Annotated in this window: 15 protein-coding genes; 10 read left to right on the forward strand and 5 right to left on the reverse strand. The window is 62.5% G+C overall.

Annotated elements, in window-relative coordinates:
* Window positions 1-50: 50 nt before the first annotated feature.
* Window positions 51-1,511, reverse strand: a complete 1,461-nt coding sequence (locus D1227_RS07100) for an NAD(P)-dependent oxidoreductase (RefSeq protein WP_119404358.1) — start codon at window positions 1,509-1,511, stop codon at window positions 51-53.
* A 246-nt stretch (window positions 1,512-1,757) separates the two neighbouring features.
* Here D1227_RS07100 and D1227_RS07105 point away from each other — a divergent pair, with 246 nt between their 5' ends.
* Complete coding sequence (locus D1227_RS07105; protein ID WP_119404359.1) at window positions 1,758-2,612, forward strand: undecaprenyl-diphosphate phosphatase; 855 nt, start codon at window positions 1,758-1,760, stop codon at window positions 2,610-2,612.
* Window positions 2,613-2,694: 82 nt separating this feature from the next.
* The gene (locus D1227_RS07110) at window positions 2,695-3,243 is read left to right on the forward strand and encodes a PA2169 family four-helix-bundle protein (RefSeq protein WP_158586593.1); all 549 of its coding nucleotides are present in this window, start codon (window positions 2,695-2,697) and stop codon (window positions 3,241-3,243) included.
* Window positions 3,244-3,582: 339 nt separating this feature from the next.
* On the opposite strand, the gene D1227_RS07115 is transcribed toward D1227_RS07110, so the two are convergent.
* Window positions 3,583-4,584, reverse strand: a complete 1,002-nt coding sequence (locus D1227_RS07115; protein WP_119404361.1) for a complex I NDUFA9 subunit family protein — start codon at window positions 4,582-4,584, stop codon at window positions 3,583-3,585.
* A 176-nt stretch (window positions 4,585-4,760) separates the two neighbouring features.
* Between D1227_RS07115 and D1227_RS07120 the strand changes: the two genes are divergently transcribed.
* The 7 genes from D1227_RS07120 to D1227_RS07150 all read left to right on the forward strand — a co-directional run bounded on the left by D1227_RS07120 (window position 4,761) and on the right by D1227_RS07150 (window position 10,223).
* Entirely contained in the window at window positions 4,761-5,375 is a 615-nt protein-coding gene (locus D1227_RS07120) for a ribonuclease D (RefSeq protein ID WP_119374441.1), read from the forward strand.
* Between the two features lie 151 nt (window positions 5,376-5,526).
* Entirely contained in the window at window positions 5,527-6,168 is a 642-nt protein-coding gene (gene lptC / locus D1227_RS07125) for an LPS export ABC transporter periplasmic protein LptC (RefSeq protein ID WP_233349650.1), read from the forward strand.
* Window positions 6,158-6,691, forward strand: coding sequence for an LptA/OstA family protein (locus D1227_RS07130; RefSeq protein WP_233349652.1), 534 nt, complete (start codon window positions 6,158-6,160; stop codon window positions 6,689-6,691). Before lptC ends, D1227_RS07130 begins: the two co-directional genes overlap by 11 nt.
* Before the next feature lie 87 nt (window positions 6,692-6,778).
* Window positions 6,779-7,513 carry an LPS export ABC transporter ATP-binding protein gene (lptB, locus tag D1227_RS07135; protein ID WP_119374439.1) on the forward strand — a complete coding sequence of 245 codons (735 nt, stop codon included), beginning with the start codon at window positions 6,779-6,781 and terminating at the stop codon, window positions 7,511-7,513.
* A 6-nt stretch (window positions 7,514-7,519) separates the two neighbouring features.
* Window positions 7,520-9,031 (forward strand): RNA polymerase factor sigma-54, encoded by a 1,512-nt coding sequence (gene rpoN, locus D1227_RS07140; RefSeq protein WP_119374438.1) that lies wholly within the window; start codon window positions 7,520-7,522, stop codon window positions 9,029-9,031.
* 106 nt (window positions 9,032-9,137) lie between these two features.
* The gene (gene hpf / locus D1227_RS07145; RefSeq protein ID WP_119374437.1) at window positions 9,138-9,731 is read left to right on the forward strand and encodes a ribosome hibernation-promoting factor, HPF/YfiA family; all 594 of its coding nucleotides are present in this window, start codon (window positions 9,138-9,140) and stop codon (window positions 9,729-9,731) included.
* Between the two features lie 18 nt (window positions 9,732-9,749).
* On the forward strand, window positions 9,750-10,223 hold the full coding sequence (locus D1227_RS07150) for a PTS sugar transporter subunit IIA (protein ID WP_119374436.1): 474 nt from the start codon (window positions 9,750-9,752) through the stop codon (window positions 10,221-10,223).
* A gap of 58 nt (window positions 10,224-10,281) precedes the next feature.
* On the opposite strand, the gene D1227_RS07155 is transcribed toward D1227_RS07150, so the two are convergent.
* Window positions 10,282-11,334: an alpha/beta fold hydrolase gene (locus tag D1227_RS07155; protein WP_119404362.1), complete on the reverse strand. Its 1,053-nt coding sequence runs from the start codon at window positions 11,332-11,334 to the stop codon at window positions 10,282-10,284.
* A gap of 69 nt (window positions 11,335-11,403) precedes the next feature.
* Window positions 11,404-12,144, reverse strand: coding sequence for a HesA/MoeB/ThiF family protein (locus tag D1227_RS07160; RefSeq protein WP_119404363.1), 741 nt, complete (start codon window positions 12,142-12,144; stop codon window positions 11,404-11,406).
* A 41-nt stretch (window positions 12,145-12,185) separates the two neighbouring features.
* Between D1227_RS07160 and D1227_RS07165 the strand changes: the two genes are divergently transcribed.
* Window positions 12,186-13,535 (forward strand): ATP-dependent DNA helicase, encoded by a 1,350-nt coding sequence (locus tag D1227_RS07165; RefSeq protein WP_119404364.1) that lies wholly within the window; start codon window positions 12,186-12,188, stop codon window positions 13,533-13,535.
* Here the strand turns inward: D1227_RS07165 and D1227_RS07170 are convergent.
* Window positions 13,532-13,795, reverse strand: coding sequence for a guided entry of tail-anchored proteins factor 1 (locus tag D1227_RS07170; protein WP_233349654.1), 264 nt, complete (start codon window positions 13,793-13,795; stop codon window positions 13,532-13,534). The genes D1227_RS07165 and D1227_RS07170 overlap by 4 nt on opposite strands.
* Window positions 13,796-13,859 lie beyond the last annotated feature (64 nt).

Below are 13,859 nucleotides of genomic sequence, written 5' to 3' on the forward strand. Positions count from 1 at the left end.
GCCCCCTTGAGGGATGTTTATCTTTGTAATCTGCAGCAGGCTGGCCGGGCTTATTCCGCCGCGACGGGCTCTCGGGCCGGCGCCTTGTCGCGGGCCATTTCGCGCATGCGCTTGTGCATCTGCTCGGCGGCGTCGCGGCCATCCTTGATCGCCCAGACGACGAGCGAGGCGCCGCGGACGATGTCACCGGCAGCGAACACGTTCGGCAGGCTGGTTTCGAGCGTCGCGAAGTCGACCCGGATCGCGCCCCAGCGGTTCACCTTGAGAGCCGCTTCACCGAACAGTTCCGGCAGGTCTTCCGGATCGAAGCCGAGCGCCTTGATGACCATGTCGGCCTTGATGTCGAACGTATCGCCGGTTTTCTCGGGCGACTGGCGGCCGGACGGGTCCGGCGGGCCAAGCCGCATGCGAGCGGCGCGAACCGCTTTCAACTTGCCGGCCTTGGTGTCGAGAATGGCTTCCGGGGAGGCCAGCCATTCGAAGACGACGCCCTCTTCCTCGGCATTGGCCACTTCGCGCTGCGAGCCCGGCATGTTGGCCCGGTCGCGGCGGTAAAGGCAGGTCACCGATTTGGCCCCCTGGCGAACGGCTGTGCGCACGCAGTCCATCGCCGTGTCGCCGCCGCCAATCACGACGACGCGCTTGCCCTCGGCATTGTGCGTGCCGTCATCGAAACTCGGCACCGCATCGCCAAGCCCGCGGCGGTTCGACGTGGTCAGGAAGTCGAGCGCCGGCAGGACGCCCTTTGTGCCCGAGCCCGGCACCATCAGGTCGCGCGCCTTGTAGACGCCTGTCGCGATCAGCAGCGTGTCATGCTTGTCGCGCAGCTTGGCGAGCGTCACATCCGTGCCGATATCAGTGTTGAACTTGAACGTCACGCCGCTGTCTTCGAGCCGCTTGATACGGCGCTCGACGATATGTTTCTCCAGCTTGAAGCCCGGAATGCCATAGATCAGCAGGCCGCCGCCGCGGTCGTAGCGGTCATAGACGGTGACCTTGTAGCCCTTGCGGCGCAGCTGTTCGGCCGCGGCGAGGCCGCCCGGACCCGCGCCGATGATGCCGGCGGACTGGTCTTTCTCGCGCGGCGGCTTGATCGGGGTGACCCAGCCCTGCTCCCAGGCATTGTCGGTGATGTGGCGCTCGATGGCACCGATGGTGACGGTGCCGTGGCCGGACTGCTCGACCGTGCAGATACCCTCGCACAGGCGGTCCTGCGGACAGATACGGCCGCAGATTTCCGGCATGTTATTGGTCGCCGACGAGACCTGGTAGGCTTCTTCCATCCGGTCTTCCGCAACAAGCTTCAGCCAGTCGGGGATGTTGTTCGAGAGCGGGCAGCCCTGCTGGCAGAAGGGGACGCCGCATTGCGAGCAGCGGCCCGCCTGGTCTTCAGCCGCTTTTTTGGCGTAGTCGGCATAGATTTCCTCGAAATCGTGCGCGCGCGCCTTTGCATCGCGCTTTTCCGGCATGGCGCGATCGATACTCGTGAATTTCAACATGCGACTGGCCATGGGGACGGTCCTCGGCTCTTAAAATTTTTTGCCTTATGAGCCGCAAATCTCGAAAGCGCAAGGTAAATTGCACCCCAAAGTATCAAAATGATATGCTTCTACGGCTATTTGTTCAATATATAGCAAATTTCGTGAACAGGCAAATCCACATCATATCATTATGATATATATTGATGGGCGTGCGTTCGCGGGCGAACCATGTCAGACAGTCGCCCACAGCCTTCAAATCTAGCGCGGACACGCGAAATGTCACTTTTCCAGCTTTTCATTATCGCGGCGATACAGGGCGTTACGGAGTGGCTGCCGATCTCTTCGTCGGCCCATGTGCTGCTATTGTCGGACACCTTCGGCGCCGTCGGTCGTGATGAGCTGCTGATCAATGCCGTCTCGAACCTCGGAACGCTGGCGGCCATGCTGCTCTATTTCCGCAAGGATGTCGCGAGCGCCCTGGTCGGCGGGGTCGAACTGGCCATGGTCCCGGTCACGAAGAAGGCGCTCTCGCCGGGCGCGCGGCTGGCGGCCTGCGTGATCGTGGCAACGCCGATCGCGCTGGTTGCAGCGATCGCCTACGAGGCGCTGCTGCCGCCGGGCGCACAGGACGCCCTTCGCAGCGTGCAGACCGTGGCCGGCGCCACGATCGTCTTCGGCATCCTGCTCTGGATCGCTGACGTGTACGGCCCGCGCACCCGCAAGGAGGAGGACATGACGCTCCTCCACGCCCTGATGATCGGCGCGACGCAGGCGGTGGCCGCGATCATCCCCGGCACCAGCCGTTCCGGCATCACGATGACGGCGGCCCGCGCGCTGGGCTATGACCGCACCGAAGCGGCGCGGTTCTCGATGCTGATCGGCGCGCCGATCCTCGCCGCGGCCGGCCTCTATGGCGCCTACGGGCTGCTTGAAGCCGACGCCAATGGCGACAATCTTCTCAGTTTCCAGGACGGCATGGTCGTTGCCCTTGTCGCCTTCATCACGGGCCTCGCCTCGATCTGGGGGCTGATGGCCCTTCTGAAACGGATGAGCTTCCTGCCTTTCGTGATCTACCGGCTCATTCTGGGTGTGGCACTGTTCGTGTTCATGCCGTTTCTTGCGGTAAGTTAAGGCGCCGCAGCGCGACAGGCCCGGAACTCTGAGATACAGCTAATCGTTTGCCGGTCTTTCCAGAAGGGAAAGGATGAGGTTCATGCAAAGACTTTTACTCGCGAGCGCAGCCATGATGCTGCCGATGATGATGGCAGCCTGCACCACGGCCACGCTGCCGCCCGAAAAGCAGGCGGCTGTCGACCAGAGCCAGGCGGTTCGCACGGAAATCGACGAGCTGAACCAGCTGACGAGAATCTATATCGACTCGGTCACGATCTATCAGGAAGCGGCGAACAAATCGAACGACCTGCACGGGCTGAAGCCGGCCGTCATCGAGATCGCCCAGGAACGCAATCGCCAGCGGGTCCAGTTGCAGGACCGCGTCATCGCCCTGGGTGGCTCCCCCGCGCAATACGGCGAAGCGTCGGGCACCGTCCGTCGCTCAATGTCGTCCATTCGCTCGATCCTGCAGGACGACAACAAGGTCGCGCTTGAAGAGGTCCTTCGCACCGAGCGCTATATCCTGCGCGAAGTGAATGAGGCCATGAGCAAGACCGTCACGGCACAATCGCGGCAATTGCTTGGGCAGCTGCGCACCGATGCGGACCAGCAGATCGCGCGCCTGGAGGCCATCGGGAATCCGGGCTGATCCGGTACCCTGCCCCCAATAGACGACGCGCGCAGTGAGCTGCCTGGCTCTCTCCGCACGCCGCCCTTCCCGCGTGTGCGTCCCATCGCCTGCGGAAAGCCCTCTTTCATGACTTTCTTGTCATGAAATGCGCCAGCAAGCCGCTCGCTTTGTGATCATTTGCGGGCGGTTTTGTTCATCTCCCGTTGGCAAGGCGAAAGGACGCCCGGACTCGCTGTCCGGACACGCTATCGCTGGCGTCCTCACGAAGGAGAGGTTTCAATCCCGGCAGGGCACTGCTCCACTTGGCAGCGCCGCAAATGTGCGAAACTCAAACGAGCGCGAGCGCCGGCAGCAGCCTCAGGCTTCGCCCTTCTGGTGGAATTCGCCATAGGCGCGGTACGGCCAGAGATAGGACGGCACGATCGACTCGACGCTCTCGATATCGTCGATGCCGAGATCGGCGAGCGTCAGGGCGTCATCGGCCACGACATTGTCGCTCTTCAGCATCTCGACCTGGTCGCCGGTGATCGGCGGGTCGCCGAAGAAGCCCCAGGCGAGCGGCGGAACGCGCCACAGCGCCCCGAAGGTCAGCCCCATCGGCTTGGCGATGAAGTTCGGGATCGGGAAGGCATAGCGCTTGCGGTCGATGGTCTCGCCGATGAAGTCGTAGAGTTCCTTGAACGTGTAGACGCGCGGGCCGCCAAGCTCGAACGTCTTGCCCTCGACATCGTCGCGGTTGACCGCAGCGGCGATGGCATCGGCGACATCACCGGCATAGACCGGCTGCAGCTGCGTCTTGCCGCCGCCAATCGCTGGCAGGAAAGGCAGCACGTTCGACACCGGGCTCGATGCCATGGCGGCGAACTTGTTGAAGAAACCGTCTTCCGGGCCGAACACGATGGACGGGCGCAGGATGACCGCTTCGGGGAAAACTTCGCGCGCGGCCTTTTCGGCTTCGGCCTTGGTGCGGGCATAGTCCGACTTCGAGTCTTCATCCGCGCCGATCGCCGAGATCTGGACGAGGCGCTTGACCCCGGCCTTCTTCGCCGCTTCGGCAACATTGATGGCGCCTTCGCGCTGGGCCGCCTCGAAATTCTGCGGGCCCTTCTCGAAGAGGATACCGACCAGGTTCACGACCGCGTCGGCGCCTTCGACAGCCCGCTCCACCGACATGCGGTTGCGGACATTGGCCTGGGCGAGGTCGACCCATCCGGGCGGGCCTGCCAGCTTTGCATCACCGGCAAGGTGCGGCTTGCGGACCGCGACTCGCACGCGCCAGCCATCGCGAACCAGCGCCCGCGCAGCATACCGCCCGATGAAGCCGGACCCGCCGAATATCGTAACCAGACCTTTGGACATGAAGCCTCAACCCCGCACTCGAAAGCCAAGCATGAATCGTCTGCGCGCCTTTCATCATGCCTTTCGCGGCTTGTCCATGCGACGAATGGCAAAAGCCGCAGCCAGACCGGCGGGCCGGTCAAATCCGATGCACGAAGGTAATTGCGTATTCATTCAAAGCCGGTAAGGCGTTCGCCATGAATAATATCAAGCTGCACAAGGGCGATCTGCCCGCCGATGTCGACCTCGGCCCGGAAATCGCGGTCGATACCGAGGCCATGGGCCTCAATCCCTTCCGTGACGCGCTGTGTGTGGTCCAGCTTTCAGCCGGCGATGGCAAGGCCCATGTCGTGCAGCTCGACCGCAGTTTCGACTGCCCGAACCTGAAAGCGCTCCTGGCTGACAAGAGCCGGCTCAAGATCTTCCATTTTGCCCGCTTCGATGTGGCGATGATGAAGCATTGGCTCGGCATCGACTGCACGCCGGTCTGGTGCACCAAGATCGCCTCGAAACTGGCGCGCACCTATACCGACCGCCATGGCCTGAAGGATGTCGCGCGCGAGGTCGCCTCGACCGACCTGTCCAAGACCCAGCAATCCTCGGACTGGGGCGCCGACACGCTGACCGACGCGCAGCTGCAATACTGCGCAAGCGACGTTCTCTACCTGCATGAGATCAAGGCCGGGCTCGAAGCGATGCTTGTCCGCGAGAACCGGCTGGAGCTGGCCCAGGCCTGTTTCGACTTCCTTCCGACGCGTGCCCAGCTCGACCTGGAAGGCTGGCCGGACACTGACATTTTCGCGCATAGCTGAGATTTCCCTGCTCCTGCCACAATTCGTCACTGAAAGAACATGGCCGGACAGCTATCTTTCGGGGCAATTCATACCTAAATAATTGCCCATGCCGATGGAAATCACCGCAGAAACTGAAAAGGCCCTGAGCCTGTGGGAGCCGCGTCGGCAGATGACGCTCGAGCAGGCCCGCCAGCGCTCATCCATGGTGTCCTTCCTGCGGCTTGCCTTTACCGCGGGTGCCGCCATCTCTGCGGGCATGATGATCGGCCACCTCGCAGCCAATGCGGTTTCGGCTTCCCCGTCCCAGATCGAACGCCTTTCGGGCGACGAAATCGTGACCATGGTCAATCCGCGCTTCACCGGGCGCGACATTGCCGGCAAGGCTTTCGTGATCACCGCCGACACCGCACAGAGACGGATTGGCGGCGGGGAAAAGATCGACCTCAAGAACCCCGAACTCATCAGCGAAGACGGCACGCGCGTTGCCGCGCCGGCCGGGCTTTACAACCAGGACGACCAGACGCTGGAGCTTTACGAGGCGGTCGAGGTCGAGAACGCCAAGGGCTACAAGTTCAACTCGACCTCGGCAAAAATGTTCATCGAAGAAGGCCGTGTCGAGGGAATTGACCCGCTTAGCGGTCGTGGCCCCCTTGGCGATGTGCGGTCTGACACGTATGAAATTGTGGACGAGGGGGATCGCGTACTGCTGAGCGGTCGCGTAGAAATGACAATTATTCCGGGCGGGCAAGATGGTGCCGGGACGGAAGCTGGCACGGACGCCGGCGACGAGGAGCTTGGTGGTGAGAATTAGGTGTTCGCTTGCTTTTGCAGTCCTGGGCATGTGCCTGGCCGGTCATGCTGCAGCACAGGTATCGGGACAGGGCGGCCCCATCCGCGTCAATGCAGACCGCAGCGAGGTCATCGAGCGCCAGCGCCAGGTCGTGCTGATCGACAATGTCGACATCATGCAGGGCGATGCCCGCCTGCGCGCCAATCGCGTGACGATCAACTATGCCGGCTCCGGCCAGACCGAGACCAGCGGCCTGACGGGCTTCGGCGACATTTCCAGCATGGAAGCGGTCGGCGAGGTCTATTACGTCACGCCCGAAATCAAGGCGACCGGCGACCGCGGCAATTATGACGCCGCCTCCGACACGATCACGCTGACCGGCGACGTCGTGCTGATCCGCGGCGAGGATGTCGCGACCGGCAAACGCCTGGTCATGAAGCTGTCGGAAGGGCGCACGGTCCTTGATGGCGGGGACGGCCAGGTCCAGATGCAGATCAATCCGAGCCAGAATAATGACGGTTCAGCCGGAAATGAGACAAATTGAACAGACCGTTCTAAACGGATTTTAAGCCTATTGCCCTAGCAACGGAAACGGGCAGCGCAAACCGCGCGAGTGGGAGGTTTTACAGGTATGACGGACACGGCCAGCGGCCTTGTAGCGACGGGACTAGCCAAGTCATTTGGCAAGCGCCAGGTCGTGAAAAACGTCTCCCTGTCGCTCCAGCGCGGTGAGGTGGTCGGTCTGCTCGGTCCCAACGGGGCCGGCAAGACGACCTGCTTCTACATGATCATGGGCCTTATCGGGGCAGACGCCGGAACCATCACGATCGATGGCGCCGATGTCACCGCCCTTCCCATGTATCAGCGTGCCCGTCTGGGTGTCGGCTATCTTCCGCAGGAAGCCTCGATCTTTCGGGGCATGACGGTGGAACAGAACATCCTGGCAGTCGTGGAACTTGTCGAAAAGAACAAGGACGCCCGCCAGGCCGAAGTTGATGCCCTTCTGGACGAGTTGCACATCTCGCACCTGCGCAAGCAGTCTGCGACATCCCTGTCCGGTGGCGAACGCCGCCGTGTGGAGATTGCCCGTGCCCTCGCCTCCAGACCTAGTTTCATGCTTCTGGACGAACCGTTTACCGGTATCGACCCACTCGCCGTTTCGGATATTTCCGATCTGGTTGGCTACCTGAAGCAGCGCGGCCTTGGCGTGCTGATCACGGACCACCAGGTGCGAGAGACACTCCAGATCGTTGATCGGGCATCCATCATCTATGATGGCGGCGTCCTCTTTGAGGGCGTACCGGACGATGTCCTGACCAATGAGGATGTGCGCAGGGTCTATCTCGGCGAGCGGTTCGCTGCGTAGAGAATAATGGCCATTTCACAACGCCTCGACATGCGCCAGGGAACGTCCCTGGTGATGACCCCACAGCTCCAGCAGGCCATCAAGCTGCTGCAGCTCTCCAATGTCGAACTGGCAGAGTTCATCGAGGCCGAGATCGAGCGCAATCCGCTCCTCTCGCGTGCCGAAGGCGGCGAGCGCGATGAGTATGCGCCCGAAGAAGTGGCCGCCCCCGCCAAGCGCGAGGAACTTTCCCTCGACGATACAAGCGGGATGAACGAAGCCCGCGAGGCCATGGATGCCTCGCATGAGGATCTCTACGAAAGCGGCACCAATTCCGACAGCGGCAAGACCGCCGACCAGATGGCCGGCCCGTCGGCCAAGACCGACTGGTCGCAGGCCGGCTCCGGCGGCAGCTTCTCCGGCGACGATTATGATTTCGAAGGCAGCGTCAGCAGCGAGAAGTCGCTGCACGAGCACCTGCACGACCAGCTGACCATGTCCGGCCTGTCCCTGGCCGACCAGCTGATCGGCGCGCGGCTGATCGACGAGACCGATGATGCCGGCTACTGCAAGGTCGACCTTGAAGAAGTCGCCAGCGCGCTTGGCGCCGATCCGGCCAATGTCGAGGCGGTGCTCCAGGTCTGCCAGGGCTTCGAGCCGACCGGGGTCATGGCCCGCGACGTCCAGGAATGCCTGGCGCTGCAGCTGAAGGAACAGAACCGGTTCGACCCGGCCATGGCGGCCCTGATCGAGAATCTCGACCTCGTGGCCAAGCATGACATCAACGGGCTGTGTGAGGCCTGCGGCGTCGACAAGGAAGATGTCCGCGACATGATCTCCGAGCTGCGCGCGCTGACGCCGCGCCCGGGATCGGCCTTTTCGAGCGGCACCACGATTGCGGTCGTGCCCGACGTCTTCGTGCGTGAATTGCCGAACGGCATGTTCGCGGTCGAGCTGAATTCGGACACGCTGCCGAAAGTGCTGATGGACAAGGCCTATTATGCCGAGGTCAGCACGCTCCCGATGCGCGCGAACGAGAAGGAATTCATCAGTGAGTGCGCCCAGAACGCATCTTGGCTGATCAAGTCGCTCGACCAGCGCGCGCGGACCATCCTGAAAGTCGCCAGCGAGATCGTGCGCCAGCAGGACGCCTTCTTCGCGCATGGCGTCGCGCATCTGCGCCCGCTGAACCTGAAACAGGTCGCCGACGCCATCCAGATGCACGAGTCCACGGTCAGCCGGGTGACGTCCAACAAGTATATGGGCACCCCACGCGGCCTGTTCGAACTCAAATATTTCTTCTCAGCCGCCATTCCGGGCACGGCGGGCGGCGACGCCCACTCGGCCGAGGCGGTCCGCTACCGCATCAAGCAGCTGGTCGACGACGAAGGTCAGAACGTGCTGTCCGACGATCAGATTGTGGAAATTCTGACCGAATTTGGCATAGAAATAGCAAGACGCACCGTAGCCAAGTACAGGGAAAGCCTGAACATTCCTTCGAGTGTGCAGCGGCGCCGGCGTCTCAAGGCGAGTGCGTAGGCCCTGCTGACGGGTTGTTGACTCAGCCCCACAGCATTTTAAGGAACCGCGGTCTCGATTTCCCCGCCCGGGGCGTTATAGTAAGAGCTCGTCAACGGAGAGTTCCGTGCAGATACAGATTGCAGGACGGAAGATGGATCTAGGCGATGCGCTTCGCACGCGTATCGAGGAAGGTCTGGAAGCTGCCGTCACAAAATACTTCGACAGGGAATTTGATGGTCATGTGACTGTCTCTCCCAACGGCCATGAAACCGAGATCGACTGCAACGTACATTTGCCATCAGGCATTATCCTGCAGTCGACGGGCAAGGCGGACGACCCCTATGTGGCGCTCGACGAAGCCTTGCAGAAGATGGAAAAGCGGGTCCGCCGGTACAAGCGGCGCCTGAAGGACCATCACAAGAACGGCCGGGATCCATTCCCGAGCGAACCGGCTGCATCCTTCGTCCTGAAGTCCACCCCGGAAGATGACGAGCCTTCGCAGACCGGTGAATCCGGCGAAGCGCCTGTAATCGTGGCAGAAACTGCTTCTCAAATTCGCACGATGACTGTTTCCGAGGCTGTTCTTCAACTCGAACTTGCCGACTCACCTGCCCTCATGTTTCGCAATGCGAAGCATAAGGGATTGAACATGGTGTATCGGCGCGCAGACGGAAACATTGGCTGGGTCGACCCGGCTACTGACAGCAAATCCTCCTGACGAAACTTTGGCAGGCTCATGGCGACTGATTTAACAAGCCTTCTTGGCGAAGGCGTCATCCTCGATCCTGTTTCGGTCGAGAACCGGAAGCAGGCGCTGACAACCCTTGCTGGCGCGCTGGCGGAAAAGACCCGCCTCGACGCACGCGACATCTTTGATGCCGTGATGGAACGCGAGCGACTTGGGTCGACCGGCGTTGGCGAAGGCGTTGCCATTCCGCACGCCCGGATCGACAAGCTGTCCAATCCGATTGGCGGCTTCGTCCGCCTGCGCGACGGCGTGGACTTCGATGCCGTCGATGACCGGCCCTGCGACCTCATCTTCATGCTGATCGCGCCTGTCGGCTCCGGCGCAGACCATCTGCGCGCGCTGGCCCAGGTCAGCCGCACGCTCCGCCAGCCTGACCTGCGCAGTGCCCTGCGCAAGGCCGAAACGGCGAGCGAAATGAAGGTCATCCTGTGCCCTGAAGCGGCCAACGCGTCAGCCGCCTGACCGGATTTCAGGCTTAGAAGATTTCCAGTTCTAACGGATTGTCCGCGGCCCGAGAGGCTCAGCGCGGACGCATGCCGCCGCCGGTCACCTGGTTCGAGGCGGGCACTTCGGTGAGCGCCGGGCCATCGGCCGATCCACCAGCCCCTTCAGCGGCGCCCGCCACCTTCTGGTCGAGGAAGGCCTGCAGGTCGGCAACGCTCTCCTGCCAGACTTCTTCCTGCGGCAAGTGCCCTGCATCGGGATAGATGATGGCCACTGCGTTCGGGATGGCCTCCTCGAAGCGCGCAGCGTCCGAGACCGGGATGATGCGATCCTGCTCTCCCCAGAGGATGAGTGTCGGCACACTGATGGCTTCCAGTTTCGCCTTGCTGGCCTTTTCGCGCTGCGGGCTGCCCGCCAACAGGCTCAGCAGCGCATCGCGGTGTCCGGGCGCACGCGACAGCGCCGCATAGCGCTCTGCCATGTCCGTGCTCACGAAAAGCGGGTCCGCCACCGACTTCCTCAACCCGTCCTCGATCAGGCCCGACAGGTCGAGGTCCCTGATCAGCGTGCGGGCCACGGGAATGCGCAGCAGACGGAAAATGAGCGGCCGCTCCTCAGCCTCGCTCTCCGGCCAGCCGGCGGCATCGACAAGGATCAGGCTGTCGAGCTGTCCGGGATGGGCGAGCGCATACTCCCATGCGACCTGGCCGCCCATCGACGAGCCGGCCAGCGAAACACTGGAGATGTTCAGTTTCGACAGCAGCGCGTCAACGGCGTCGACATAATAGTCGATCGATACGTCTCCGTTTTCCGGCACGCGCGAGAGGCCATGTCCCGGCAGGTCAAGCGTGATCACACGATAGGTATCGTCCAGCTCCCTGACCCAATGCTTCCATGTGTGGAGCGAGGCGGCAAAGCCGTGAACCAGCACAATGACCGGCGCATCGCGCGGTCCGGTATCGGTATAGTGGAGCTTGAGATCGTCGCGCACCGTCAGGAAGCGCGAGTCCTGCAGCGCATAGGTCGATTCCAGCGTTTCATAGGGAATGTCGGGACGGCGAAGCGCCAGCCATCCAGCCGCCAGAACGGCGACCGTCGTCAGAAGTATCGCAGCAAATTTGCGAAGCATCTGCCCTCACCGATCACTCAACACGCCTGTCGTAAAACCGTCAAAGCGCGGCCATGTCAAAGGAAAGATTCAGGCAGAGCAGACAGGACAGTCCGTGTCCTGACGAAGTTTCACGGCACGCGATACACCGCTCAGCCCGTCGAGGATCAGGACCTGCCCCATCAGCGGCCGGCCAGCCCCTGTAATGATCTTCATGGCTTCGAGTGCCATGTGGCTCGCAACGATGCCGGTGACGGGGCCGACAACGCCGACATCCTCGCACGCTTCCGCCATGGGCGGGGCTTCGGGAACAAAACATTGATAGCAGGGCTGGCCGGTCTCCACACCCGATGCAAAGACCGAGACCTGGCCGGACCAGCGCGTCGCCGCGCCGGATACAAGCGGCCGGCCGCTGGCATGCGCGACACGGTTCAGCGCGAACCGCGTCTCGAAATTATCGGTGCCGTCGATGAGGACGTCGCCGGACAGGGCATCGGCCTCGCTCCAGCGCCTGGCCTGCCGGATGATCCTGCAGTCAGGCGCTGATGCGTTGAGCCGCTCGGCCAGCCGGTCGACCTTGAGGTGGCCGGTATCGGCTTCTGTAAACTGCACCTGGCGCTGGAGGTTGGAGCGGTCGACGGTGTCAGCGTCCCACAGCTCGATTTCCCCGACGCCGGCGGCGGCAAGATACATCGCACACGGACCGCCCAGCGCACCGGCGCCGACTATCGATACCCGCGCCGCCGCGAGCTTCTGTACGCCCGGCCCGCCAATCTCCTTGAGGAGAATATGGCGCGACTGGCGCTCAAGCTGTTCAGGGGTCAGGGCCATGCTCTCGCTTAGCAGGGCGGATGCGGTTAAGGCTACAGGCAATGAGCGACTCGGTTCCATCCAACGTGCCCGACACGATCTATGCCGCCCCGGCCGAATGGGTCGCGAAAGGGGCTGGCGCCCAGGGCAATCTCTTCCTCACAGGCCGCGCCGGTACGGGCAAGACGACGATGCTGCGCCGCTTCCTGGCCGAGGCCGGCGAGAACACCGTCGTGCTGGCGCCGACCGGGGTCGCGGCAATGAATGCCGGTGGTCAGACGATCCACTCCTTCTTCAAGCTGCCCCCGCGCCTCATCGAGCCGGCAGACATCAAGCGCCTGCGCGGGGTGCGCCTGATCAAGGCGATCGAGACGATGATCATCGACGAGATCTCGATGGTGCGCTCGGACATGCTGGACGCGATCGACAAGAGCCTGCGCCTCAATCGTGGCTCGAAACGCCCATTTGGCGGTGTGCGGATGATCCTGTCGGGCGACCTGCACCAGCTGCCGCCTGTGGCGCGCGGGCCGGAAGCGGAAATCCTGAATGAGCGTTATGGCGGGCATTATTTCTTCAACGCGCCCGGCTTCAAGGAAGCCGAGTTTGCCCTGCTCGCCCTGAAGCATGTCTTCCGCCAGGCCGATCCGCGCTTCCTGGCCCTGCTTGGCGCCATGCGGCAGGGTCGCCTGACGCCGCCGGATGAGCGCCTGCTGCAGACACTCGTCAGCAAGCGAACAGCCGTCGAGGCGAGCGCGACCCATGTCGTGCTGACGCCGAACAATGCCAATGCCTTCCGCATCAACCAGGCGCGCCTCGATGACCTGCCGGGCAAGCCGAGGACGCTGCCCGCCAAGGTGCAGGGCGACTTCGACGAGAAGTCCTATCCCACAGAAGCCGACCTTGAACTGAAGGAAGGCGCCCGTGTGATGCTGATCAAGAACGATCCGGAAGGCCGCTGGGTCAACGGATCGCTCGCCACGGTCGATGGCTTCAAGGGCGACAATGTCCTCGTCGAGCTGGACGGCCACATCTACGAGATCGAGCCGGCGGCCTGGGAGAAGTACAAGTACGACCTGGACCCGGAGACCAAAAAAGTGTCGCGCGAAGTGGTCGGGACCTTCAAGCAGGTGCCTTTGCGGCTCGCCTATGCGGTCACGATCCACAAGGCGCAGGGCCTGACCCTGGACAAGGTCTTCATCGATTTCGACAGGGGGATGTTCGCCCACGGACAGGCTTATGTGGCCTTCTCGCGGGCACGCTCACTGGAGGGGCTGGAAATCTCGCGGGCGCTGCGCCCGCGTGACCTCGTCATCGACCGCAGCGCCTTCGCCTTCGGGGAGCTGGAGACGATCGAGAATACGGACGCGTACCTGCTGGCCCGGTTCGCGAAAGGGGAGGATGTGCTGCTCTAGGCCAGCCGGCGGAATTCCTCGCGCAGGCGTTCGTCCTTGTCGGTCGCAATAGTCTCCAGGACGCCCACGCGTTCGGTCAGGCGCTCCACTTCGCGGCGCATCTTCTCGAGTTCGGCCCTCGTCTCGGCATGGGCCTTCGCCTCGGCATCAGATGCTTCCCGGTTGCCTTGCGTCTTGATCCAGTTGTTGAAGACGCCCGCACCCACGGCAATCAGCACGATGAAGACGACCATGGTGAATGGACTATCGATTTCGAACATAGGACCCTCGGCTTGTTATCGTAAATCGATAATAAGGCCTCGCCGGTCAAAATACAAGGGAAAT

This window comes from Henriciella mobilis (assembly GCF_003576315.1).
In the GTDB taxonomy this organism is placed as follows: domain Bacteria; phylum Pseudomonadota; class Alphaproteobacteria; order Caulobacterales; family Hyphomonadaceae; genus Henriciella; species Henriciella mobilis.

Coding starts and splice junctions, on each gene's coding strand:
- D1227_RS07165 (WP_119404364.1), top strand. CDS start 12,186: ATGAGCGACTCGGTTCCATCCAACGTGCCCGACACGATCTATGCCGCC.
- rpoN (WP_119374438.1), top strand. CDS start 7,520: ATGGCCATTTCACAACGCCTCGACATGCGCCAGGGAACGTCCCTGGTG.
- D1227_RS07110 (WP_158586593.1), top strand. CDS start 2,695: ATGCAAAGACTTTTACTCGCGAGCGCAGCCATGATGCTGCCGATGATG.
- D1227_RS07105 (WP_119404359.1), top strand. CDS start 1,758: ATGTCACTTTTCCAGCTTTTCATTATCGCGGCGATACAGGGCGTTACG.
- D1227_RS07150 (WP_119374436.1), top strand. CDS start 9,750: ATGGCGACTGATTTAACAAGCCTTCTTGGCGAAGGCGTCATCCTCGAT.
- D1227_RS07115 (WP_119404361.1), bottom strand. CDS start 4,584: ATGTCCAAAGGTCTGGTTACGATATTCGGCGGGTCCGGCTTCATCGGG.
- lptB (WP_119374439.1), top strand. CDS start 6,779: ATGACGGACACGGCCAGCGGCCTTGTAGCGACGGGACTAGCCAAGTCA.
- D1227_RS07120 (WP_119374441.1), top strand. CDS start 4,761: ATGAATAATATCAAGCTGCACAAGGGCGATCTGCCCGCCGATGTCGAC.
- D1227_RS07155 (WP_119404362.1), bottom strand. CDS start 11,334: ATGCTTCGCAAATTTGCTGCGATACTTCTGACGACGGTCGCCGTTCTG.
- D1227_RS07160 (WP_119404363.1), bottom strand. CDS start 12,144: ATGGCCCTGACCCCTGAACAGCTTGAGCGCCAGTCGCGCCATATTCTC.
- D1227_RS07170 (WP_233349654.1), bottom strand. CDS start 13,795: ATGTTCGAAATCGATAGTCCATTCACCATGGTCGTCTTCATCGTGCTG.
- D1227_RS07100 (WP_119404358.1), bottom strand. CDS start 1,511: ATGGCCAGTCGCATGTTGAAATTCACGAGTATCGATCGCGCCATGCCG.
- lptC (WP_233349650.1), top strand. CDS start 5,527: ATGACGCTCGAGCAGGCCCGCCAGCGCTCATCCATGGTGTCCTTCCTG.